This is a genomic window from Sorangium sp. So ce834, from assembly GCF_051521425.1.
In the GTDB taxonomy this organism is placed as follows: domain Bacteria; phylum Myxococcota_A; class Polyangia; order Polyangiales; family Polyangiaceae; genus Sorangium; species Sorangium cellulosum_D.
Map to the genome: position 1 here is coordinate 9,182,414 of NZ_CP150351.1, position 21,626 is coordinate 9,204,039.

19 protein-coding genes are annotated in these 21,626 nt (G+C 72.1%); 4 read left to right on the forward strand and 15 right to left on the reverse strand.

The window, feature by feature from the left end; all coding sequences use genetic code 11:
* The first annotated feature begins 294 nt into the window (after positions 1–294).
* Entirely contained in the window at positions 295–825 is a 531-nt protein-coding gene (locus tag WMF20_RS33440; protein WP_437605901.1) for a hypothetical protein, read from the forward strand.
* Positions 826–829: 4 nt separating this feature from the next.
* Here the strand turns inward: WMF20_RS33440 and WMF20_RS33445 are convergent, their stop codons facing one another.
* The 12 genes from WMF20_RS33445 to WMF20_RS33500 all read right to left on the reverse strand — a co-directional run bounded on the left by WMF20_RS33445 (position 830) and on the right by WMF20_RS33500 (position 13,904).
* Entirely contained in the window at positions 830–1,897 is a 1,068-nt protein-coding gene (locus WMF20_RS33445; RefSeq protein WP_437605903.1) for a glycosyltransferase family 4 protein, read from the reverse strand.
* Positions 1,898–1,962: 65 nt separating this feature from the next.
* The gene (locus tag WMF20_RS33450) at positions 1,963–2,226 is read right to left on the reverse strand and encodes a DUF6755 family protein (RefSeq protein WP_437605905.1); all 264 of its coding nucleotides are present in this window, start codon (positions 2,224–2,226) and stop codon (positions 1,963–1,965) included.
* Between the two features lie 8 nt (positions 2,227–2,234).
* A complete protein-coding gene (locus WMF20_RS33455; protein ID WP_437605906.1) occupies positions 2,235–2,750 on the reverse strand; it encodes a ubiquinol-cytochrome c reductase iron-sulfur subunit in 516 nt (171 codons plus the stop codon).
* Positions 2,750–3,418, reverse strand: a complete 669-nt coding sequence (locus tag WMF20_RS33460; protein ID WP_437605907.1) for a 4Fe-4S dicluster domain-containing protein — start codon at positions 3,416–3,418, stop codon at positions 2,750–2,752. The genes WMF20_RS33455 and WMF20_RS33460 overlap by 1 nt, the downstream gene beginning before the upstream one ends.
* Positions 3,415–5,640, reverse strand: coding sequence for a molybdopterin oxidoreductase family protein (locus tag WMF20_RS33465; protein ID WP_437605908.1), 2,226 nt, complete (start codon positions 5,638–5,640; stop codon positions 3,415–3,417). The genes WMF20_RS33460 and WMF20_RS33465 overlap by 4 nt, the downstream gene beginning before the upstream one ends.
* 24 nt (positions 5,641–5,664) lie before the next feature.
* Positions 5,665–6,792, reverse strand: a complete 1,128-nt coding sequence (locus tag WMF20_RS33470) for an MFS transporter (RefSeq protein WP_437605910.1) — start codon at positions 6,790–6,792, stop codon at positions 5,665–5,667.
* Positions 6,789–7,511: an HPP family protein gene (locus WMF20_RS33475; RefSeq protein ID WP_437605912.1), complete on the reverse strand. Its 723-nt coding sequence runs from the start codon at positions 7,509–7,511 to the stop codon at positions 6,789–6,791. The genes WMF20_RS33470 and WMF20_RS33475 overlap by 4 nt, the downstream gene beginning before the upstream one ends.
* Positions 7,512–7,973: 462 nt before the next feature.
* Positions 7,974–8,390, reverse strand: coding sequence for a Rieske (2Fe-2S) protein (locus WMF20_RS33480; RefSeq protein ID WP_437605913.1), 417 nt, complete (start codon positions 8,388–8,390; stop codon positions 7,974–7,976).
* Between the two features lie 104 nt (positions 8,391–8,494).
* The gene (gene nirB, locus WMF20_RS33485; protein WP_437605914.1) at positions 8,495–11,032 is read right to left on the reverse strand and encodes a nitrite reductase large subunit NirB; all 2,538 of its coding nucleotides are present in this window, start codon (positions 11,030–11,032) and stop codon (positions 8,495–8,497) included.
* Between the two features lie 646 nt (positions 11,033–11,678).
* Positions 11,679–12,077 carry a 6-pyruvoyl trahydropterin synthase family protein gene (locus tag WMF20_RS33490; RefSeq protein ID WP_437605916.1) on the reverse strand — a complete coding sequence of 133 codons (399 nt, stop codon included), beginning with the start codon at positions 12,075–12,077 and terminating at the stop codon, positions 11,679–11,681.
* 14 nt (positions 12,078–12,091) lie between these two features.
* Entirely contained in the window at positions 12,092–13,195 is a 1,104-nt protein-coding gene (locus WMF20_RS33495) for a zinc-dependent alcohol dehydrogenase (protein ID WP_437605917.1), read from the reverse strand.
* A complete protein-coding gene (locus WMF20_RS33500; protein WP_437605918.1) occupies positions 13,179–13,904 on the reverse strand; it encodes a RibD family protein in 726 nt (241 codons plus the stop codon). The genes WMF20_RS33495 and WMF20_RS33500 overlap by 17 nt, the downstream gene beginning before the upstream one ends.
* Positions 13,905–14,116: 212 nt before the next feature.
* Between WMF20_RS33500 and WMF20_RS33505 the strand changes: the two genes are divergently transcribed.
* The 3 genes from WMF20_RS33505 (at position 14,117) to WMF20_RS33515 (ending at position 17,912) form a co-directional block, all read left to right on the forward strand.
* Complete coding sequence (locus WMF20_RS33505) at positions 14,117–14,821, forward strand: hypothetical protein (protein ID WP_437605919.1); 705 nt, start codon at positions 14,117–14,119, stop codon at positions 14,819–14,821.
* Between the two features lie 77 nt (positions 14,822–14,898).
* Entirely contained in the window at positions 14,899–16,521 is a 1,623-nt protein-coding gene (locus WMF20_RS33510) for a flavin-containing monooxygenase (RefSeq protein ID WP_437605921.1), read from the forward strand.
* The gene (locus WMF20_RS33515; RefSeq protein WP_437605922.1) at positions 16,461–17,912 is read left to right on the forward strand and encodes a peptidoglycan-binding domain-containing protein; all 1,452 of its coding nucleotides are present in this window, start codon (positions 16,461–16,463) and stop codon (positions 17,910–17,912) included. Before WMF20_RS33510 ends, WMF20_RS33515 begins: the two co-directional genes overlap by 61 nt.
* Positions 17,913–17,943: 31 nt before the next feature.
* On the opposite strand, the gene WMF20_RS33520 is transcribed toward WMF20_RS33515, so the two are convergent.
* The 3 genes from WMF20_RS33520 to WMF20_RS33530 all read right to left on the reverse strand — a co-directional run bounded on the left by WMF20_RS33520 (position 17,944) and on the right by WMF20_RS33530 (position 21,432).
* Positions 17,944–18,378, reverse strand: coding sequence for a hypothetical protein (locus WMF20_RS33520; protein ID WP_437605924.1), 435 nt, complete (start codon positions 18,376–18,378; stop codon positions 17,944–17,946).
* Positions 18,379–18,645: 267 nt separating this feature from the next.
* A complete protein-coding gene (locus WMF20_RS33525; protein WP_437605926.1) occupies positions 18,646–19,383 on the reverse strand; it encodes a hypothetical protein in 738 nt (245 codons plus the stop codon).
* Positions 19,384–19,539: 156 nt separating this feature from the next.
* Positions 19,540–21,432, reverse strand: coding sequence for a DUF4215 domain-containing protein (locus tag WMF20_RS33530; RefSeq protein ID WP_437605927.1), 1,893 nt, complete (start codon positions 21,430–21,432; stop codon positions 19,540–19,542).
* Positions 21,433–21,626: the final 194 nt, after the last annotated feature.

Here is a 21,626-nt window from a genome sequence, read left to right on the forward strand (position 1 = left end):
TGAGGTGGTATTTGCTTCATACGCAGGAGGCGGGCGGCATCGGGGCCCCTGCGACGAAATCCACAGCAAGACCATTCCCATAAACCGACAAAAATTATCATCGTCTAATCCGAATCCCGTCCCCAGATCATGAAACTGGACGCTGACGGTTGACAGGAAGACCGATCTCCACGCTATCAGTCGGACTCATTCCCGCGAGCCTGCGCAAATTACCACTTCACCGCGCGCGATTCGGTCGATTTGAAGATTGACTTGTGGATTGACCACGCATGATCCTCGCAACCGAGGATACCCATGCTCAGGACATTGCTCGCCACCGCATTGTCGCTCGCGCCGCTCGGGTGCGGCAGCGACTTCGAGCCGCCGCTGGTCGCGGGGAGAGCCGTGCTCACCCTCGGCGCGAAGCAGCTCTTCCTCGATACGGGGAACAACGGGGAGACCGCGGTCGCGTTCGACGAGGACAACCAGCGCAGCTGGTACACGGATTGTGGGGTGAAAGGAGATGGGCTCGAGGTGATGATCCTCAACGATCCCATCCGGGAAAAGAAGGGGTTCTGGGGTATCACCCTCCGCGCATCTCGCGAGCTGGACGACGACGAATGGAACGTGTCCGCCAACCTCGGCGACGACGTGCTCAGCGGTGTTTGCCAGCTGAACCACAAGACCACTCGCGAGAAGGACCTCTACGAAGGGGAGCTCTCCGTGGCGGCGTGCATCGTGAGGGACCCGACCCCGGACGCGGACGGCTTGCAAGAGGCCCGCTTCGACGCCTTCGTCCGCGCCAAGAGGTGCGTCCTGCGCAACCCCGGCGGCAGCGGCGGATGACGGCTCAGCGCCCCGGCGCCGCCCGGGCGAGCACCGCGCCGACCGCGGCCGCGGCGCCGTCCCACGTGGGCAGCGCCGGAGCGCGGAGCATCGCCGCGCGGCTCATGCTCGCCCTGAGCGCCCCGTCCTCGATGAAGCGGGTGAGCGCCCGCAAGAGCCCCTCGCCGTCGTCCCAGAGCAGCGCCTCGGCGCCGTCCTGCACGACCTCGGCGATCGCGCCGGCGCGGGCGGCGAGCACCGGCACGCCAGCGCGGACCGCCTCGGTGAGCACCATGCCGTACCCCTCCAGCCGCGAGGGCAGGACCAGCGCGTCCGTCTCCGCGAGCGCGGCCGCGAGCGCCTCGTCGTCGAGCAGGCCGCGCACCTCGACGCGCGCCCGCAGGTGCGCGGAGCCGTCGATCGCCCGGCGCACGCGCTCGGCATAGGCCGGGTCGCGCGCCGCGTCGCCGACGAGGACGAGCGCGGCGCGCGCGCTCCCGACCCGCTCGAACGCCGCGAGCAGCTCCAGGAGCCCCTTGCGCGGGATGAAGCTCCCCACGAACGTGAGCCGCAGCGGGCCGCCGCCCCGCGCGGCGGGGCCGCCGCCCCGCGCGGCGCGAGGGCGCAAGGGGAGCCGGTCCGCGCCCGGCGGCGCCACGTCCACCCGGGCGAGCCCGTGCTCGCGCCGGAGCCGCGCCGCGGTCGTCGCGCTCGTCGCGAGGTGCGCGTCGCAGAGCCGGATCACCGCCGCCTCGGCGAGCGCGAGCGCCACGCGCCGCGCGCCGGGCGGGAGCTCCCACGCGCTCAGGTGGTGCACGAGGAGCACGCGCGCGATCCGCCGCGGCAGCGCCGCGAACGCCGGGCCGAGCTCCGGGAAGCAGAGCTCGTCGCCGACCACGACGGCAGGGTCGAGCCGGGCGAGGCGCCCCGCGAGCGCGAGCCCGGCCAGCGCGCGCGACCGCGGCGCCGGGTCGAGGGACACCACCTCGACGACATCGCCCCTCCGCCGCAGCCGCTCGACGACGAGCCGATCGTAGATGTACCCGCCCGTGATCTGGTCGAGGGCGCCGTAGACGACCCAGGCGATGCGCATGCGTCGACCCAGTACCACGGAACCCGGCCAGCCCCGCGCGGGCGGCCAGGCGCCGCGCCCGGGTGTCACGCGCCGGGCGGGGGCCTCCGGCGCGCCCTCCACGCCGACAGCTCCCCCGCCGCGACAAGGCCGGCGCCCAGCGCGAAGCACACCAGCGAGGTCGCCAGCGCGGGCAGCGGGATGTCGCGATCGCCGCCGTTGTACGCCTCGACCGTGGACGTCAGGAGCCAGTACTGGAACGCGCAGAGCATCGCCACGGAGAGCAGCCTCGCGCTCATCGCGCCCTTCGCCCCAGGGCGCAGATCGTGCTTCGGTCCAGGGATCGGCATCGCTCACCTCACGTCGCGCGCCGCCGTGAGAGCCCTACCGCGAACACCTTGCCGTCCTCGACCGCCAGCGCGATGCGCCCGAGCGGCCGCAGATCGCGCGGCGGACCGGACGTGCCCTCGCCGGAGGCCACGTCGAAGCGGCCGTTGTGGCAGTAGCACCGGAGGTGCTCTTCCCCGCCCTCCCGCGCATACGAGACCGGGCATCCGAGGTGGGAGCACTTCTGCTCGAACGCCAGGAGCTCGCCGCTCTCCCGGCGGATCAGCAGCGCCGGCGTCGTCTCGTCCGGGTAGCGAAAGGCCACGGCGCTCCCCGGCGCGAGATCCTCGATCCGCGCGATCTCCACGCGGCCGGGCGGCTCCGCGGGCGGGCGGCGCGAGCGGAGGTACACGACGGCGTTGCCGGTCGCGAGCCCGCCGCTCAGCAGCACGAGGAAGCGGGCGAAATCGCGGCGGGTCACGTGGTCGTCGCCCTCGGACTCGTAGGGGAAGTCCTCTCGCCACTTGGGCAGATCGTCCGCGCCCATCACAGAAACTCCGCGTCCAGCCGCGCCTCCTCCGGCGCTCGCCCGTCGCCCGCGCCCGCCGCCAGCGCGGTCGCGAGCGCCGCGGGGCCGCCGCCCTCGTCGAAGGCGGGCAGCTCGACCCCCATCTCGTCCACGTCGTGCGGCACCATCACGTGCACGCGCGTCGCGATCCGCTGGTTGCCGAAGCGCCAGCGGTTGATCGGCTTGCTCGCCGGCCGCTGCTGCGCGATCTCCTCGCGCGTCCCGTAGAACAGCGCGCCCGTGGGGCAGACCGTCGCGCACATCGGCTTCTTCCCGGCGCTCGTCCTGTCGAAGCACATGTCGCACTTCTGCATTTGCTGGATCTCCATCTTGATGATCGGGACCCCGAACGGACACGCGAGCTCGCAGTTGCCGCACGAGATGCACCGGGGCTTGAGGCTCGAGTGCACGATCCCGTGCTCATCGACCTTGATGGCGTCCGCGGGGCAGACCGACGCGCACGTCGGATCGGCGCAATGCATGCAGACCATCGGCGCGGTCTGGAGCGACACGCCCGGCGCGACGAGGTCCACGTGCACCATCGGCAGCCCGCGGTGCGTGTGGCACTCCGAGCACGCCGCGGCGCACGCCTGGCAGCCGATGCACCGCTGAAAATCGATGAAGAAATCCCGCACCACAGCGCTCATGAGGCCTCCAGCTTGAGCTCGGCGAACAGCGATCGCGCCCGAGCGGCTTCGGCGCGCGTGGCGGCGCGCACCCTGCACGCCGCGACCTTGAACTCCGGCATCTTGCTCACGGGATCCAGCGCGCGGACCGTGAGCTGGTTGGCGGCGAGCTCCTCGGGCCAGTGGTACGGGAGGAACACCGTGTCCGGCCGGATCGTCGGGGCGACCCGGAGCGGGACCGTGATCCCGCCGCGCCGGGTCTCGACCGTGACCAGCTGCCGATCGGCGAGGCCGAGCCGCGCCGCGAGCGCGGGGTGCATCTCGCAGCTCGGCCCGGGGCTCTTCTCGACGAGGAACTTGATCCGCCGCGTCTGCGTCCCGCTGAGGTAATGAAACACGCTCCGGCCCGAGGTCATGTACAGCGGAAACTCCGCGTCGGGCACCTCCGCGCTCGGGCGATGAGGCGTGGGGATCAGCTTGAACTTGCCGTCGGGGTGGTAGCTCCTTCCGTCCTCGAAGAGCCTCGGGGTGCCCGGGTGCCCCTCCGACGGGCAGGGCCAGAACACCCCCATCTCCCGCTCCACGCGCTCGTACGTGACGCCGGCGTAATCGGCGGTCCCTCCCGCGCTCGCGCGGCGCAGCTCGTTGAAGATGTCCTCGCTGCTCGAGAAGCGGAAGTGCTCCTCCTTCCCGAGCCGCCTCGCGAGCTCGAGGAGGATCCACGTGTCCCGCCGCGCGTTGCCGGGCGGATCGACGGCGGCGCGGAGGCGCACCACGCGGGCCTCCGCCGTCGTCGAGGTGCCCTCTTCCTCCTCGTGCAGCGAGCCGGGCAGCACGACGTCGGCATAGCGGGCCGTCTCGCTCATGAAGAAGTCGACGACGCAGAAGAACTCGAGCCTCTCGAGCGCCTCGCGGGCGAAGCCCGTGTCGGGGTGGCTGACCATGGGGTTGAAGCAGATGTTGAGGAGCCCGCGGATCTCGCCCGCGTGGATCGCCTCGACGATCTCCACGGTGGTCTTGCCCTTGCGCGGCAGCTCGGCGTCGGAGATCCCCCAGATATCGCAGATGTGCTTGCGGTGCTCCGGGTTCTCGATGTCGCGGTTGCCGGGGAGCTGATCGCACTTGTGCCCGTGCTCGCGCCCGCCCTGCCCGTTGCCCTGCCCCGTGATGGTCCCGTAGCCGCAGCCCTTGCGGCCGATCCTGCCGGTGGCGAGCACGAGGTTGATCAGGCTGAGGACGTTCTCGACGCCCTTCGTGTGCTGCTCCACGCCGCGCGCGTGCAGCAGGAAGCTCGTCTTCGCCTGCCCCCACGCCGCGGCGACCTCGCGGATGAGCGCCGCCGGGACGCCGCAGATCTCCGCGGCCCACTCGGGCGTGCAGCGCTCGACCGAGGCGCGCAGCTCGGCCCAGCCGGTGCAGCGCTGCTCGACGAACTCCCGGTCGAACCAGCCGTTCGCGACGAGCTCGTGGAGCAGCGCCTGGTTGAGCGCGCTGTCGGTGCCCGGGCGAAGCGCCACGTGGTGGTCGGCGGTGCGGGCGATGGGCGTCTCGCGCGGATCGACCACGATGAGCTTCGCCCCCCGGTCGCGCGCCTTCCAGATGTAGTGCGTCAGCGTCGGGAAGCACTCGCTCACGTTGGTGCCCGCGAGCAGCACGACGCCGGCCTCGGGGATGTCGTCCCACGGGTTCGCGGTGCGGTCGATCCCGAACGCCTTCTTGTTCCCCGCGCCCGCGGAGACCATGCAGAACCGGCCGTTATAGTCCAGGTTGGCGGTGCCGAGCGCGAGGCGCGCGAACTTGCCCACGAGATAGCTCTTCTCGTTGCTCAGCGAGACCCCGCTCAGCATCGCGAAGGCGTCCTTGCCCCGCTTCGCCTGGATGGCGCGCACCCTCGACGCCACGAGATCGAGCGCCTCGTCCCAGCCCGCCTTCCTGAACCCGGCCCCGTCGCGGATCAGCGGGTCGGTCAGGCGGTCGGGGTGGTGCGTCTGCATGTACCGCTTGACCCCCTTCGGACAGAGCCGCCCCTCGTTGAACGGGAACTCCTCCCACGGCTCGATGCCGATCACCCGGCTGTCCTTGACCTGCAGCTTCACGCCGCACTGCATCCCGCAGAAGCAGCAGTGCGTCTCGACCAGCCTGTCGGGCTCGGGCTTCGGTCCCCACCCGGTCACGGGCGAGTCCGAGACGTGCGGCCCGTACTCGCGGATGTAGTCGGAAATAGGCAATCTCAGGTGAGCCATGTGTCGTCTCCTCCGCTCCGTCGTTCACGAGAAGCGGCCGCCGCGCGCGCGGTGGTGCGCGCGGCCGATGAGCATCCGCCGCCCCCGCGGGGAGATCTCGCTCCACGCAGGTCCGGTCGCCGTCGGCGCCGCGTAGTCGAACCCCACCTCCGCGAGCACCTCTTTGAGATCGTCGGTCTGGAGCTTGGCCGCGAACGCCTCGCCCGTGACCGGACAGACCGCCTGCTCGCCCCGGCCGCCCGCCTCCTTGTAGAACGTGACGCCCACCGACGCGGGGCGCTGGAACACGTGAAAGAGCTTGCCGAACGGCAGGTAAACGAGCGTGACGATCACCGTCAGCGCGTGGACCTGGGCGAGCGCGCCGTAGAAATACCCGTGCAGCCATTCGTAGCTCACCCAGAGCAAGAGCCCGCTCGCGCTCACGGCGAAGAGCAGGAGGAGCGGCAGGAGGTCGCGCTCGAAGCGCTGGGCCGCCACCGCGCCGCCCTCCCGCATGCGGCGGAGCATGGCGAGCATCACCCCCGGGACGACCATGAAGCCGCTGACGACGAGCGCGTGAAAGATCGCCCACCCCACGACGCCGTGGACCGGGATCTCCGACACGCGGACCCCGAAGAGCACCACGCGATAGACCGCGCCGGCGGCGCCGGCCTCGAAGTGAAGCCAGCCGAACACGAGCGGGAACGTCACGGCCGCGGCGAGCGCGCAGCCCCACGCGATGAGCATGTGCGCGATCCAGCGGGTCAGGCCGCGACGCAGGATGAAATCCTGCGCGATGATCTTCGACCACAGCGCCTTGACGATGAGCGTCGGGCGGCCGAGGCGCGGCCAGCGGCGCGGCGAGAAGAGCACCTCCACGCCGCGGACCCAGTACTTGCGGGTCGGCGGCTTGCTGAGCCAGACGGAGTACCGGTACACGACCCCGAAGGTCATGAAGAGGCACGCGAAGGTGTAGCCCACGAGCGCGGAGTCGAAGTCCGCGAGGTCGCGGCTGCCGAGGACGATGAGCGCCGCGAGCGCGGCGGCGGCGGCGGCCCCGTTGCGGACCGCGCCCCAGTGCGCAAGCGGGACGCGCCGCGGCGGGCTCGCGGCGGCGCCGGGGCGCACGGGCACCGCGCGGCACGCGGGGCGCTCGGTGAGCTCCGCGCTCATGGCTGCACCGCCGTGCCGGTCGCCGCGCTCCGCCCCGGCGGCGCGGCGACGTGCGGCGGCGCGTCCTCCGCTCCGCGCGCCTGCCGCGGCGCCCAGAGCGGGTAATCGACGCCCGCGAGGCGATTGATGATGATGGCTTGCATCGTGAGCAGGGCGACGCCTCCGAGGAGCACCAGAAACATCGGCGGCCGGTCCAGGATGCCCAGCGAGACGATGAGCGTCGTGGCGCCCGCCGGCGGGTGGGGAGCTCGGGCGAGCACCATGAGGCCGGCCGTGAGCCCCAGCGAGAGCGCGGCGGCGAGGGCGCGCGGGAGCGTCACGCTCGCGGCGGTCGCCGGGCCCGCGTGCGTCAGCCCCGTGACGAACAGGCTGAAGTAAGCGGCCGCGATACCGATGCTGTGCCCGATGAGGGTGTTGCGCGGCGCGGCCGAGGCAGCCCTGGGCGTGTAAAAGAACAAGAAAGCGGTCGGACCGAGCGACGGAAACACGAAGGGCTCCTTCGTCACGGCGGCGAGGGCCGCCATCAGACCGATGCTCACGAACCCGTTCACGAAGCTGAACGCGGCGAGCACCGGCACCTGTGCGTAGCGCTGAAGGAGCCGCGGCAGCCGCAGGCGCGAGAAGATCCCGCGCGCGACGTCCGACATCTCGCCGCCGAGCGGGTGGCGCGGCGAGATCGGGCCGTAGCCGCGCCCGGCGCCCCACGGCTCTTCCTGCATCCTGGATCGAATGTCCCTGTCTTCCATCATGGGCTGGGGCCCTCGCATTCGCTCGCCGCCGCGTCCAGCGCTACCGGGCAGACGCGACACAGCGGGCTCGACCGCCTTCCGGCCACGTAGTCACTGATGCAGCACGATTGCAGTAGAACAGGCGCCGTTGCCCGGCAGCCTCGACGTGCATCCATGTAACCCAGAAGACGGAACGAGCCGTGCGCCGGGTTCCAATGTCACGACGATTCAGGAGAGCCCCGAGCGATTCGTGAGAAACCGCGCGTGTCATCCGGACGCGACCGGGCCAGCCTGAATGGCGTTCACGAAGAGATCGTGTCGGCGGAATACGCGCGGCTCGGGATTGTTTCGGGATCGGGATTGTTTCGGGATCGGGATTGTTTCGGGATCGGGATTGTTTCGGGATCGGGATTGTTTCGATAGTGTTTCGATAGTGCGCGCCGACTGCCCTCCTCAGCGGGCGGTCGCCTCGGCGCGCAGCTGCGCCAGCGCGGGTGGCTCCTCGCGCGAAAAGGGGGAGGTGCCCGCCTCGGGACGCGAGAGGCGGACGAGGATCTCTCCCGACGCGCTCAGCGCCACCTCGAAGCACGCGAGCGCGCTGCACTCGGCGCCGATCGGGTGACCGGTCGAGAGGTCGAAGGCGATCCCGTGAAGAGGGCACTGGACGACGTTGCCCCCGAGGAGCCCGTCCGCGAGCGGCCCTTCCCGGTGAGGGCAGCGCGCCTGCACGGCGAACAGCTCCCCTGCTCGCGTCCGGAACACGGCTACCTCGTAGCCGCCGACATGAAACGCCCTCCCTTCTCCTTCGGGTATCTGGCCCAGCGGGCCAAGGTTGAAGACGTTCCTCTCCTTCAGCGCGACATTGCCCATCACCTGAACTCCTCCCCGGCCGGCGCGCGGGCCGACCGGATGACACCCCTCGTCTCCGCGGGCGCCGGGCGCTGGCCCGGCGCTCCTCTCCGCCGATCCACGGCCTACTCCGCCGGCGCGGGCGCGCCGCTCGGCGGCGGGAGCAGCGTCGTGAACTGGGACGGATGGATCGGGCTCTCGGCCTCGCTCCAGGGGTCCGCGTACGCGTCGACCGAGGCCTCGACCTCCGCGTCGAGGCGCGCCGCGATCCCTTCGGCGTCGTCCACGATCACCCTCCGCACCTTCTCGATGCCGACACGCTCGACGAAATCGTACGAGCGCTCCATGTACCTGGCCTGCTCTCGGTAATACTGCATGAAGCGGCCCGCGTAGCGGATGACCTCCTCCTGCGTGTCAACCACGCAGAGCAGGTCTCCCTTCCTGACGCGCGAGCCGGCCCCGCCTCCCACGTAGATCTCCCACCGGCCTCCCTCGATGGCGACGGCGCCCACGTCCTTTGTCGTCGCCTCCGAGCAGTTGCGAGGGCAGCCGGCGGTGGCGAGCTTCAGCTTGTGGGGCGCCTCGAACCCCTGGAACCGGCGCTCGATCGCGATGCCGAGCGCCGTGCTGTCCCCGACCCCGTAGCGGCAGAACTCGCTGCCGACGCACGTCTTGCAGGTGCGGAATCCCTTCGTGTAAGCGTGACCGGACGGCATGCCCAGGTCGCGCCACACGTCCGGCAGCCGCTCCTTCGAGATGCCGAGGATGTCGATCCGCTGGCCCCCCGTGATCTTCACCATCCTCGCGTCGTAGCGCTCGGCCACGTCGGCGATCTTCCGGAGCTGGGCCGGCGTCGTGACGCCTCCATAGATGCGCGGGATGACGCTGAACGTCCCGTCGCGCTGGATGTTCGCGTGCACCCGATCGTTGATGAAGCGCGCGTCGCGCTCGTCCTCATAGGCTCTCCCCCAGATGCTCTTGAGCAGCGAGGCGAGCCCCGGCTTGCTCGCGACGTCCTCCTGCCCGCCCGCGAGCTCCCGGAACACGGACGAGACGCTGCGCAGCCCGCGCTCCTTGATGAGCCGGACGAGCTCCGGCTTCGCGTAGGGCACGCCGGGCACGTAGTAGTGGGCCGAGGGGTCCTCCGCCGCGCCGCTCCCGAGGACCAGCTCGAGGACGGCCTGCACCTGCGGCTTGCACGCCCCGCAGCCCGACCCGGCGCGCGTCGCGGCGCACGCCTGCCGGAGCGTGCGGCACCCGCCCCGCGCCGCCGCGGCGATCTGGCCTTTCGAGACGCCGTTGCAGTTGCATACCTGCGCCTCGTCCGGCATGTCCGCCACGCTGGGCTCGCCCGCGCCGGCGTGGGCCCCGGGGAAGAGGAGCGCCGCGCGATCCTCGGGGATCGCGAGGCCCCGCTCGAACGCCTGGAGCAGCCTCCCGCCGGGCCCCCCGCCGCCGAGCAGGATGGCGCCCGCCAGGATGCCGTCGCGGATCACGAGCTTCCGGTAAATCCCGCGCGACGGCTCGACGTAGGCGACCTCTTCCTCCGCGTCGGTCGCGGCGCGCTGCTCCCCCATCACCAGGAGATCGACGCCCATCACCTTGAGCTTGGTGGAGACCTTCGAGCCCGCGTACGCCGCGTCGGGCCTGCGCTCCGTGAGCCGATCGGCCAGGATCTGCGCCTGTTCCCACAGGGGAGCCACGAGCCCGTAAGTGCGCCCGCGGTGCTGTGCGCACTCGCCGATCGCATGGACGTCCGGATCGTCGGGCGAGCAGAGGTCGTCTCCCACGACGATCCCCCGCTCGACCGTGAGCCCCGCGTCGCGCGCGAGCTCTGCGTTCGGGCGGATTCCGGCGGAGATCACCACGAGATCGCACGCGAGCTCGCTCCCGTCCTCGAAGCGGAGCCCCTCGACCCGCTCGTCGCCGAGGATCTCCCGGGTGGATTTCTCGAGGTGGATGACGAGCCCCATGTCCTCCAGCGCGCGCCGGAGCACGGCGCCGCCGGCCGCGTCGAGCTGGACCTCCATGAGGTGCTTCATCAGGTGCACCACGTGCACCTCCAGGCCGAGCCCGAGCAGGCCCCGCGCGGCCTCGAGGCCGAGGAGCCCGCCGCCGATCACGGCGGCCCGGCGCGACCGCCTCGCGTGCTCGATGATGCCGCTGCAGTCATCGAGCGTCCTGAACACGAAGACGCCGCTCCTGTACCCGCCGCCCTCCCGCTCCAGCCCCTCGAGCTTCGGCACGAAGGCGCGGCTCCCCGTGGCGATGACGAGCTTGTCGTAGGCTTCGACGACGCCCGAGGCGCCGCGGACGGTCTTGCTCCTGCGGTCGATCGAGGCGACCCGGACCCCGGCGTGGAGGCGGACGCCGTTGTCCTCGTACCACGACAGAGGGTTGATGAAGATGTCCTTCGGATCCTGGATTCCCGCAAGAACGTTCGATAGCAGGATGCGGTTGTAGTTGCCGTAAGGCTCATCGCCGAACATCGCTATCTCGAAGCGGTCCCTGCCCCCCCGCGCGACGAGCTCCTCCACGAACCGCGCGCCGGCCATCCCGTTGCCGATCACCACGAGGCGCCCCTTCTCTCTTTTTGGGACCGCCTGCCCGCCCCTGCCGGTCGTGCCCCCGTCGGCGACGGCAGATCCAGGTTCATCGTTCATGAGATCCAGTCCTCCTTGTTCTTCAGGCAGCCGCTCGACGCGGCTGCGCGCGCCCCGAGCGCTGTCGCCCGCGGTCGTACGCGAGCGCTCGTCGGGCCATCCGGAACAGCGGCCCCTCGACGTCACGACGACGCGGCGGAGCGGGCTCGGTCGCGTTCTCGCATCGAGTTACTGATGCAACATGGATACAAAAATTGATCCAGCCCCGCGCGGGTCGCCTTGATGCGCCGCGCCTTTGTGGCCCAGAAGACGGAACAGGGGGGTGCCGGGTTCCGGGCGTCGTGACGAATTGTGCGATCCCGATCGCATGTCGCGAGACACCGCGGGTGTCCTCCGGGCGCGCCCGGTCGGGCTACATGGCGTCTCTGTGAAGATCGCTCGTCAGAGGAATAAGCCTGTCTCGGCCTTGTTATGCCGGCGGAGCCGACTGCCCTGCTCCCGCGCGAGCGCCGGAGCAGGCGCCGAGCCGCTGGCCGCTCGGCCTCGGCCGGACAGGCGCGCGCCTCGCCGGGCTCAAGGGCGCTCGGCTCTGCCGGACGAGCGTCGCGAGCGGCCTCGGGCCTGGGAGAGCGAGCGAGGAGATCTGCAGGTCCTCGAGCGGGGTCGGCCGGCCGTCCGGGCGGCGCAGCAGCTCGTCCGACAGGGCCTAGAGGTCGCGCTCGAAGCCCGCGTATGCCGTGGGCGACTCGCGGACGAGCACCCGCAGCGTCGCGCCCGGGCAAGGCGCCTCGTCCGCGGGGAGCTTCGCGATGTCCGCGGCGAGCAGGCCGGCCACGTGCTCGGCCACGCGCTCGGTCGTGGAGGTGCGCCCGGGGAAGGCCGGGTGCTCGTCGAGGTTCTGGTAGTCGATCGTGTCGAGCGCCCGGCGCAGCGACGCGTGCAGCGCGCCGATGTCCATGACCACGTGGTACCGGCCGAGCGCCTTCGCGCGGATCTCGACCTCGACGGCGTACGTCGCGCCGTGCATCCGGGTCGCCGGGCCGAAGAACGGATCGGAGAAGCTGTGCGCGATCATCACGTGATCGCTGACGCCCAGGAGGAACATGGGAGGCCCCTTGGTTAGGTTGCCCCTCGCGTAGCCGATCGCGGTGCGTACTGGAAGACCGTCTGCAGCCTCGCCCCGGGCGCGGCGGCGAGCTCGGCGTACACCGAGGGCGCGGCGTCGAACGGGACGGGCGGGTCGAGCAGCGCGTCGAGCGCGGCGTCCTCCAGCAGGGCGCGCACCAGCGCGAAGCGGCGCGCGTGGTCCCAGCGCGGCGCGCGCTCGGGCGGGATGGTCGAGACCTGGCTCGCGCGCAGGCGCAGCCGGCGGCGGTGGAACTCCGCGCCGAGCGCGACCGGGCTCGTCCGCGCCCCGTAGAACGACGCGACCGTCACCGTCGCCTCGCGCGCCGCGTGCGCGATCGCGCGGTCGAGCTCGCCCGGGTCGCCCGTCGCGGCGATCACGACGTCCGCGTCGCCGCGCGGCCGGTCGTCTTCCGGCCGGATCGCCGCGGCGGCGCCGAGCGCGAGGCCGGCGCGGCGGCGCCGCTCGCTCGGCTCGACCAGCCGGACCTCGGCCCCGGCGCGCCGCGCGAGCGCCACGACGAGCAGCCCGACGACGCCGCCGCCGAGCACCACCACGGCGTCCCCGAGCCCCACCCCCGCGTCCCACACGCACGTGATCGCCGTCTCGAGGTTCGCGGCCAGCACCGCGCGCTCGCCCGGGATCGAGCGGGGCAGCGCGCGCGCCGCGCCCGGCCCGAACAGGTGCAGATCGCCGTGCGGCGCGAGCGCGAAGACGCGGTCGCCCAGCCCGAGCGCCGCGCCCTCGCCGCGGGTGACGACCTCGCCGACCCACGCGTAGCCGTAGCGGCGCGGGTAGGTCGGCGCGCCCGGCGCGTCGAGCGACGGATCGAACGGCGTCGGCCCCTCGCCGCGGAAGAGGAGGAGCTCCGTCCCCTGGCTGATGCCCGAGGCGACCGCGCGCGCCACGACCTCGCCGGCCCGCGGCTCGCGCGGCGGGTCGACGGCGCGCACCTCGACGACGCCGGGCCGGACGAACCAGAGCTCCCGGGCGGGCCCCGCGAGCGGCGCGGGCGCTCCCGGCGGCGTGGAGGCCTCTGGCGCCGCGGGCGGCGCGGAGGTCCCGGGCGGCGCCGGAGGATCAGTCGGGATAGGCAACTTCCCCTCGCAGGAGCAGGTTGCCCCCCAGGAGCTCGACCGCCGGCTCGCGCAGGTCGATCGCCGACGCGAGCGGCGCCTCGCCGAGGGCGCCGACCGCGGGGATCGCCGTGTCGCCGAGCAGGCGCGGCGCGATCTCGACCTCGGCGCGATCGGCGAGCCGCGCGCGCAGGAACGAGGTGAGCACGGCGGCGCCCCCCTCGACGAGCAGCCGCCGCACGCCGCGCGCGTGGAGCTCGGCGAGCGCGTGCGGCAGCGAGACGCGGCCGTGGTCGTCCGCGGGCACGACGATCACCGCCGCGCCGCGCTCCTCGAGGCGCGCGCGCGCGCTGTCGAGCGCGCGGCCCGCCGCGCCGACGACGACCACGCGCCCGCCGGCCGGCTGCCCTCGTGCGGTGCCGGTGGTGGTGGACGTGGTGAACGTGGTGAACGACAATCGCAAGAGGCGCGCCCCCTCCGGCACGCCGAGGGAGCTCGCCAGCACGACGCGCATCGGCTGCGGGCCCTCGCATGCGCGCACCGTCAGCAGGGGATCGTCGATCACGACGGTGCGGATCCCGACGAGCACCGCGTCGTGATCCGCGCGCGCCCGGTGGGCGTGCTCGATCCCCGCGGGCGTGCTGAGCTCGACGCGCTCGTTGGGGGCCGCGATGCGGCCGTCGAGCGTCTGGGCGAAGTGGAGCGTGACCAGCGGGCGCGGGAGGCTCATGGCGCGCTCGCGGGCGGACGCCCGGCGCGGCCGAACGCGCGCGCCGCGCGGGCGTTGGGGGACGACGTCCTCGTCCCGAGCCGGCCATCGAGCCTCCGGACCACGGCGCCACTCTAGAACAGAACGCCTGATCGGGCGAGGAGGGCGCCCGCGGGGCCGCGTTCGCCGTCGCTCGCTTGCCGCGCCGGCGCTGGCGCCCTAAGCGAGCCCCGATGCCCATCGGCTGGCCTGATCTCTCGGCGCGCTGCGACCGCGCGGGCATCCCGCTGCGCGGCGGGTTCCACCCCGGCGAGGGCGACGGCGTCCCCGCGGCCGGAGAGCTCCCCGCGGGGACGCTCGTCCTGCTCGGCAACGCGGGCCCCTCCATGTGGCGCGCGTTCTCGCGCGCCCGCGAGCAAGCGCCCGATCTCGCGCTCGACGACTGGACCTCCGCGGTGGTCTCCGCGCTCGCCGCGGAGCTCGGCGCGGCCCCGCTGTTCCCCTTCACCGGCCCTCCGTACTGGCCTTTCCAGCGCTGGGCGCAGCGGGCCGAGCCGGTGTCCCCGTCGCCCCTCGGCATCCTCATCCACCCGCGGTTCGGCCTCTGGCACGGGTACCGCGCCGCGCTCGTCTTCGCCGAGCGGCTGTCGCTCCCGCCGCGCGAGGACCTGCCGAGCCCCTGCGCGTCCTGCGCCGACAAGCCCTGTCTGCGCGCCTGCCCCGTCTCCGCCTTCTCGCCCGGCAGCTACGACGTCGCCGCCTGCGTCGGCCACCTCGACGCCCAGCCTGCCGGGGCGTGCATGACCGCAGGGTGCCTGTCGCGCCGCGCGTGCCCCGTCGGGCAGGAGCACATCTACTCCGACGATCAACGCCGCTTCCACATGCGCGCGTTCCTCCGCGCTGCCCCGCCCGCGGGGCGCAGCGAAATCAGCTCGTAGCGCCGAGCACAGCCGTGGTTCGCCAGGCTATGCTCGGGTCCTGGAGCGCAACGGCGCTCGCCCCCAGGGAACGCAGCATGTCCATCGAGCACTTCGACGTCCTGATCGTAGGCGCCGGCCTCTCCGGCATCGGGGCCGGCTACCACCTCCAGGCGCGCTGCCCCGGCAAGCGGTACGCGATCCTCGAGGGGCGCAGCGCCATCGGCGGTACCTGGGACCTGTTCCGCTACCCCGGGATCCGCTCGGACTCCGACATGTTCACGCTCGGCTATTCCTTCCGCCCCTGGAAGGAGGCCAAGGCGATCGCCGACGGGCCGTCGATCCGCGAGTACGTGCGCGATACGGCCCGGGAGTTCGGCGTCGACCGGCACATCCGGTTCAATCACCGGGTTCGCTCCGCGTCGTGGTCCTCGGAGCACACGCGCTGGACCGTCGAGGTCGACGTCGGGCCAGGCGAGGAGCGCGTCCGCTACTCCTGCGACTTCCTGTACGTCTGCAGCGGCTACTATCGTTACGAGAGCGGCTATACGCCCAGCTTCCCTGGCGCGGACGACTTTCAGGGACGGCTCGTGCACCCTCAAAGCTGGCCGCAAGATCTCGACTACCGGGGCAAGCGCGTCGTGGTCATCGGCAGCGGCGCCACGGCCGTGACGCTGGTGCCCGCGATGGCCGCCGACGCAGCGCACGTGACGATGCTCCAGCGCTCGCCGAGCTACATCGCCTCGTTGCCCTCGGAGGACGCGATCGCGAACGCGATCCGCGAGCACCTGCCGGAGCGGGTCGCCCACCGCGTCGCCCGCTGGAAGAACGTCGCGCTCAGCCTGCTCGTCTACCAGGTCTGTCAGCGCGCGCCGTCGCTCGCCAGGCGGATGCTCCGCAGCGGCGTCGCCCGGCACCTGCCGCCCGACTTCGACATCGATACGCACTTCAACCCTCGCTACGATCCGTGGGATCAGCGTCTCTGCCTCGTGCCCGACGGCGACCTCTTCCGTGCGGTGAAGGAGGGGCGCGCCTCGGTGGTCACCGACCGGATCCGGACCTTCACGAAGAGCGGCGTCCTGCTCGAGTCGGGCAAGGAGCTAGAGGCGGACATCATCGTGACCGCGACGGGCCTGGAGCTCCTGCTCTGCGGCGGCATCCGCATCGACGTCGACGGCGACGTCCTCGAGCCCGGGCGGGCGTTCATCTACAAGGGGTTGATGCTGGGCGGCGTCCCGAACTTCGCGCTCTGCTTCGGTTACACCAACGCCTCGTGGACGCTCCGCGCGGAGCTGGCCTCGATATACGTCTGTCGGCTGCTAAGCCACATGGATCGCCACGGCTACCGGCAGTGCTTGCCCCGCCATGACGAATCCGACCTCGATCCTCGGCCGCTGCTCGGGCTGACGTCGGGCTACGTGCGGCGCTCGGCGGACCACCTGCCCAAGCAGGGATCGAAGGCGCCGTGGTACTTCCGCCAGAACTACGTGCTCGATCTGCTCGCGATGAAGCTCGGCCCGGTGGAGGACCGCGCCATGGTCTTTTCCAAAGAGGGTCGGCCGCCGCGCCGCGATGTCGCGAGCGCGGAGCGTCCTCGGCACGCGGAGGCGTGGTATCCTGGGACGGAACCAGCGCGTGTGGCGACTGCCGGAGGGGACCCATGGGCGAAAGCGGGAACACGGGGCTCGGCGCCCCCGAGCTCGCGGCGAACGAGGAGCTGAGATCGATCGCCGCGGGCGCGGCGACGCTCGCGCAGGGGGCGCGCGGCGACGGCGTGCGCGCCTTGCAAGAGGCGCTCGGCGCGATCGGCGACCGGATGACGGCCGACGGCTCGTTCGGGCCGAAGACGCGCGACGCCATCGTCGCGCTGCAAGCCGCGGAGGGCCTGCCGCAGACGGGCATCGTCGACGCCGCGACGATCGCCGTCCTCGATCGACGCCTCGCCGCCCAGCGTGCGCTCGCGCTCGACGAGGCCCTGGCCAGGGCCGCGGGGCTCAGCCCGGACCAGGTGGCGGCGCTCGGCCGCAAGTCGCCCGCGGTCCAGGCGTCCGGCGGGCCCTCGCGCCACGATGAGGGCTATTTCAAGGATGGCGACGAGCTCCCGCAGGTGGTGCCCGGGGCCGAGCCGGATCCGGACTCGCCGCCGCCCGCCGTGGACTCCGTCGACGACAGGCCCGCGGCCACCGCCGCCGGCGCGCTCGCCGCCGATCGGGGCGCGCGCCTCGACGAGGTCCGGCGCGCGCTCCGGGGCGACGCGCCCGCGCTGGCCGCGCTCGACAGGCTGCTCGCGGCGGGCCGGCTGCACACGGGGGCGCTCCTGCCGAATTTCGCGACGATGGCGGGCGTCCGGCGCGATCCGAGGCTCGTGCTCGAGGGCGGCATCGATCCGCACCTCGTGCTCGCGCAGGCGATCCGGCACGTGGACAACCCGCTGCGTGTCAAGCAGGGCGCGTGTCACGGCACCTGCGGCGCGGGGACGATGGAGTACGTCCTGCTGCGCGTCGATCCGGCCGAGTTCGTGCGGATCCTCGACGGGATCACGCGGGAGGCGGGCGAGGTGACGCTCCGCTCGGGCCGCGCGCTCAGGATGCCGCGCAACGCGATCCTGCGCGACGCCTCGGGCCGGGTCGACATCGACCGGCTGTTGCAATCCGCGCTCATGAACCACGCGACCGCGATGAGCTGGATCTTCGATTACGACAACCCCGAGGACAACGACTCGTTCTGGGCCGCCCTGGGGGGCGACTCGCGCGTCCCGCTCGGCAATTTCACGAGCCTGTTCCAGGACATCATGGGCGGCAGCTACACGAGCGTCTCGTCGCTCCTGCGCAGCGGCGCGTCCGTCGCCGCCGACGTCGCCGCGGCGATGGAGCGCGGCGAGAGGGTGCCCGTCCTCCTGAAATGGGACGGCGGCTACCACTGGGTCGCGGCCGAGAAGATCGAGCGCGGGGCCGACGGCGCGCCCGCCGCGGTCGTCCTGCGCAACCCCGTGGGGTCGGACAGCTGCCAGGGCCCCCCGCCCCGCGCGCCGGTCCCCGAGCTTGGCGGCCGGTTTCGCATGAAGTACGCCGATCTCGCCGCGCACATCAACGGCGCGACCCTCAGGGGCTAGGGGCGGCGCCGCCCGCGACCCCGAGCGCCGGTCAGCCGATGCCGCCGCCTCTGGCCGTCCCGTCCGATCGATAGCACACGTAGTTGTAGCCGATCTGCCCCGGTGTGCCCGACTCCGAATAGCTCGTCGTCAGGTAGTAGGCCATCGCGTAGCCCCAGCGACCGAGCGAATACGAGTAGCCGTACGACCAGGCACCGTCGGTCGACGCGACGTAGAACTTCGAGATGCCGTTGTACGGGCCCGTGTACATCGTGCCGATCGTCGCTCCGCCGGGTGAGCTGCGGAGCGTGAGCGAATCGGCGCAGGCGGCGTTCACCGCGCCGTTCGTCACCCCCTGCTCGGCGACACCGGTCTGCTCGCCGGCCTCCGCGTCGTCCCCCTGCTCCGACGAGGAGTCCATGTCGGCGACGCACCCCACGAGCCCGAACACCGAACCCAGGATCAGAAGCACACTGAACGATTTCATGATGACGATACCCTTGGATACCCACCGCGTGACGACCCGCACGCGGCTGCCCGAAGCAAGCGCGCCGGAGGCGCATGTCCTATCGGCTCCGGAGCCATCTCCTCTGCTTCGTTGGCTCCGGGACGACGGATCTCCCAAGCGTAAACTAATCGATCGTGAGGGCTCTTGGGGATTTATTTGATTCATCCGCCACGCACGCGCGCGCACGCAACGACGGGTCGTCGCCCTCTCACATGGGACGACATCGACTCTGCATCATCGACGACGTCAGCGAGGGCTGCACTGCACGACGCAGATGGCCGAGGCGCCCTTCGCGCGCGCGCTCGCCTCGCACGAGCGCTTGGCTTGCTGCGACGCCATGAAGCGGTCGTTCCCCGTGCCGTTGCCGAACACCATCTGATAGTTGCAGGCGCCCGCGAAGCCGCAGACGCGCACGGACGCGCTCGCCGTGCACCACCAGGACGTCCCGCTCGCCGCGCTCCCGCTGTTCGACCCTTCCTTCGAGGCGCCCGCGCTCGGGGAGGCGGGCGTCCGCGTCCCGGCCAGCGAGGGCGCCGGCGCGTCGCCCGCCCCGTCGTCGCCCGCGGGCGACGGCACCTCGGGGACGCCGTCGCCGCCGCTGGACGGGTCAGCGCCCGCCGCCTCGTCGGCCTCCTGGTCGGGGCGCAGCCGGGTGCTCGTCGACGCGGGCGGCACGGGCAGCACGGGCGAGGCGCCGCCCGCGGTCGGCGCGCCGGTGAGCGCGGGCTCGCCGACGGCGCTCTCGGGCTCCGCACTCTCGGGCTCCGCGCTCGCCACCACGTACACCACGCCGCCGATCACGACGAGCGCGCCGACGCCGAGCGCGAACAACCCGCCCAGCACCGCGAGCACGATCACGATCGGCGACACGCCCGGCTTCGGGCGCTGCGGCGGGGGCGGCGGAGGAGGGTAATAAGGCGGCTGCTGGGGAGGGTAATAAGGCGGCTGCTGGGGACGATACTGAGGATGCCCGGGACCGAACATCCCGCAGTCGTAGCGCAAAGGCGCCCTCCGCGCTGCGTGGGAGATGTGCGCACGCTGTCGGCGACCGGCCGTTCTCGACGCGGCCGAGCCCGCCCGCACGTGCGGGCGCCCGCGCGCGCTCGCGAGGGGCGCGCTGCCGGACGGGCGCGCGCCGGCTCAGCGGGGGATGAGGTTGCGGCAGCCGCTGCCGCAGTCGTCGCCGTCGCGGTTGTTGCCGTCGTCGCACTCCTCGGGACCCTGGACGATGCCGTCGCCGCAGTACTCGCCGAGCTGGCAGTCCGGCCCGCACTCGCCGTAGCCGCCGTCGTTCACGCCGTCGTCGCACTGCTCGCCCAGGCCGACGACGCCGTCGCCGCAGATCGGCCTGCACTCGCTGCGCGCCGTCGCGAAGCCCTGCAGCGTCAGCTTGAACGTCGACGCCGCCGTCTGGCGCTCGGCGTGGAACACGGCGATCTGGTAGACGCCGCCGTCCGCGAGGCCGAGGTCGACGTTCCGCGGCCGGATGACGTCGTCCTCGCCCCCGGCGTAGGTCACCGTCCCTGTCCCGTTGGCGCCGATGACGAGGTGCCCGGTGACGGCGCTGTGGATGCCGCCGACGTCGACCGCGAGACGATCGTTGATGAACACCCACACGTCGTCGTCGCCGGTGAAGTCGAGGACGTATTGCTCGCCCGCCGTGTACTGGAACCAGTAGCGGATCTCACTCGTGAAGTGGAAGTTGTGGTCCGGGGTGCCTTCCTCTTTCAGCCAGCTCCCGTCCCCGTAGCTCGGGAAGATGTCGGCAGGGACGCGCTCGGCCGCCGGGGTGAACCGATCTCCGTCGACGGGGAAGAACAGCGGGTTCCCGTCGTACGTGGCTTCCACGTACCTCGCCCAGTAGACGCCGCCGCGCACCTCGCAGCTGCGGAAATCGGGGCCGTGGATATCGCCGCAGGCCGCCGTGTTCTCGGTGGACGAGGTGCAGCGCTCGCCGTCCACCTCGTTGCCCACGTTGCCGCAATAGTGCGCGCTCTCCGGCGACAACAGGGTCCACGGCGCGCCGTCCTCGCCCCAGCGGTTCACGAAGCGGCCATCCCCGATGTCCCACAGCGTGAGGGTGGTGACCGTGGTGCTGTTGGTGCCAGGCACGTCGTGATACCAGGCGGCGAAGCTCTGCGCGCTCGTCACCTGGCTGTTCGCCGCGGCCACGTACGCCGGCTTCTTCTCCGCGTCGAGCCGGTTCGCGACCATGCCGAAGACAGGCGCGCTCCGGCCTGGACCGTTCGGCTCGAAGTCGGGGTGGGCCGCCCGGAAGTCGCGGAACACCACCGGCACGGCCATGGATCCCGAAGGCTGGGGCACGGCGCACTCATAACCGGGCTCCCTCGTGCACGCCGAGGAGCACCCGTCGCCGTCGATGTTGTTGCCGTCGTCGCAGTCCTCCGCGAGCACGAGGCCGTCTCCACAGCGGGAAACGCAGGTGCCCGCGGAGCAATCGGGCTCGGCCTGACACGTCGAGGAGCAGCCGTCGAACGGCATCGTGTTGCCGTCCTCGCAGCTCTCGGCCCCCTCCTGGACGCCATCGCCGCAGGTCGTCGCCGCGCAGGCGCTCGGGCTGCCGTCGCATTTGTAGCCCACCTCCACCTTGCAGGTCGGCGAGCAGCCGTCGCCCGCAGCGGTGTTGGCGTCGTCGCAGAGCTCCGGAAACACCACGGCGCCGTCCCCGCAGCGGGCGATGCGGGAGCAGGCAGCGCCGGCGATCGGGCACGACCAGCCCAGCTCGACCGAGAGGCAATCCCCGGCACAGCCGTCCCCGCTCTGGATATTGCTGTCGTCGCACGCTTCGTCCGAGGTCAGGACGCCGTCACCGCAACGGAACGTCGGGCCGTCGACGCCGATGTCGCCGTCGCCGAAATCGCCGCCGGCGCCGGCGCCGGGGTCGTCCCCGGGGCCGCCGCCGCCGCCGGACGTGCCCCTCTTGCCCTCGCCGGCCGCAGAGCAGCTCGCCGCGACGGCGAGGCAGCCCGCGATGAAGATCGTCGAACCAAAGCACGAAGCACGAGGACGCATGACCTGCTCCTTTCGGTCGCCCGCGATCGCCCGAGACGCGCGAAGCGGCCGCAGTCTTTCACGCGGATGCCCTGAACTCGAGCCCCTCGTGGGCCGCGCCGTCGACCGCGAGGATCGCGCGGTGAAGGCCCCTTCTCCGGTGCGCGGATAAATACCGATGCAGCGTCGCTTTTCTACAAGGGCGGATCGAGGAG

What these genes read in the sequence shown, in the direction of transcription:
- WMF20_RS33475 (WP_437605912.1), bottom strand. Translation starts at nt 7,511, where the DNA reads ATGCAGGAAGAGCCGTGGGGCGCCGGGCGCGGCTACGGCCCGATCTCG.
- WMF20_RS33490 (WP_437605916.1), bottom strand. Translation starts at nt 12,077, where the DNA reads ATGTTCCTCCTGGGCGTCAGCGATCACGTGATGATCGCGCACAGCTTC.
- WMF20_RS33505 (WP_437605919.1), top strand. Translation starts at nt 14,117, where the DNA reads ATGCCCATCGGCTGGCCTGATCTCTCGGCGCGCTGCGACCGCGCGGGC.
- WMF20_RS33460 (WP_437605907.1), bottom strand. Translation starts at nt 3,418, where the DNA reads ATGAGCGCTGTGGTGCGGGATTTCTTCATCGATTTTCAGCGGTGCATC.
- WMF20_RS33525 (WP_437605926.1), bottom strand. Translation starts at nt 19,383, where the DNA reads ATGTTCGGTCCCGGGCATCCTCAGTATCGTCCCCAGCAGCCGCCTTAT.
- WMF20_RS33450 (WP_437605905.1), bottom strand. Translation starts at nt 2,226, where the DNA reads ATGCCGATCCCTGGACCGAAGCACGATCTGCGCCCTGGGGCGAAGGGC.
- WMF20_RS33455 (WP_437605906.1), bottom strand. Translation starts at nt 2,750, where the DNA reads ATGGGCGCGGACGATCTGCCCAAGTGGCGAGAGGACTTCCCCTACGAG.
- WMF20_RS33500 (WP_437605918.1), bottom strand. Translation starts at nt 13,904, where the DNA reads ATGAGCCTCCCGCGCCCGCTGGTCACGCTCCACTTCGCCCAGACGCTC.
- nirB (WP_437605914.1), bottom strand. Translation starts at nt 11,032, where the DNA reads ATGAACGATGAACCTGGATCTGCCGTCGCCGACGGGGGCACGACCGGC.
- WMF20_RS33440 (WP_437605901.1), top strand. Translation starts at nt 295, where the DNA reads ATGCTCAGGACATTGCTCGCCACCGCATTGTCGCTCGCGCCGCTCGGG.
- WMF20_RS33480 (WP_437605913.1), bottom strand. Translation starts at nt 8,390, where the DNA reads ATGGGCAATGTCGCGCTGAAGGAGAGGAACGTCTTCAACCTTGGCCCG.
- WMF20_RS33470 (WP_437605910.1), bottom strand. Translation starts at nt 6,792, where the DNA reads ATGAGCGCGGAGCTCACCGAGCGCCCCGCGTGCCGCGCGGTGCCCGTG.
- WMF20_RS33465 (WP_437605908.1), bottom strand. Translation starts at nt 5,640, where the DNA reads ATGGCTCACCTGAGATTGCCTATTTCCGACTACATCCGCGAGTACGGG.
- WMF20_RS33445 (WP_437605903.1), bottom strand. Translation starts at nt 1,897, where the DNA reads ATGCGCATCGCCTGGGTCGTCTACGGCGCCCTCGACCAGATCACGGGC.
- WMF20_RS33520 (WP_437605924.1), bottom strand. Translation starts at nt 18,378, where the DNA reads ATGAAATCGTTCAGTGTGCTTCTGATCCTGGGTTCGGTGTTCGGGCTC.
- WMF20_RS33510 (WP_437605921.1), top strand. Translation starts at nt 14,899, where the DNA reads ATGTCCATCGAGCACTTCGACGTCCTGATCGTAGGCGCCGGCCTCTCC.
- WMF20_RS33515 (WP_437605922.1), top strand. Translation starts at nt 16,461, where the DNA reads ATGGGCGAAAGCGGGAACACGGGGCTCGGCGCCCCCGAGCTCGCGGCG.
- WMF20_RS33530 (WP_437605927.1), bottom strand. Translation starts at nt 21,432, where the DNA reads ATGCGTCCTCGTGCTTCGTGCTTTGGTTCGACGATCTTCATCGCGGGC.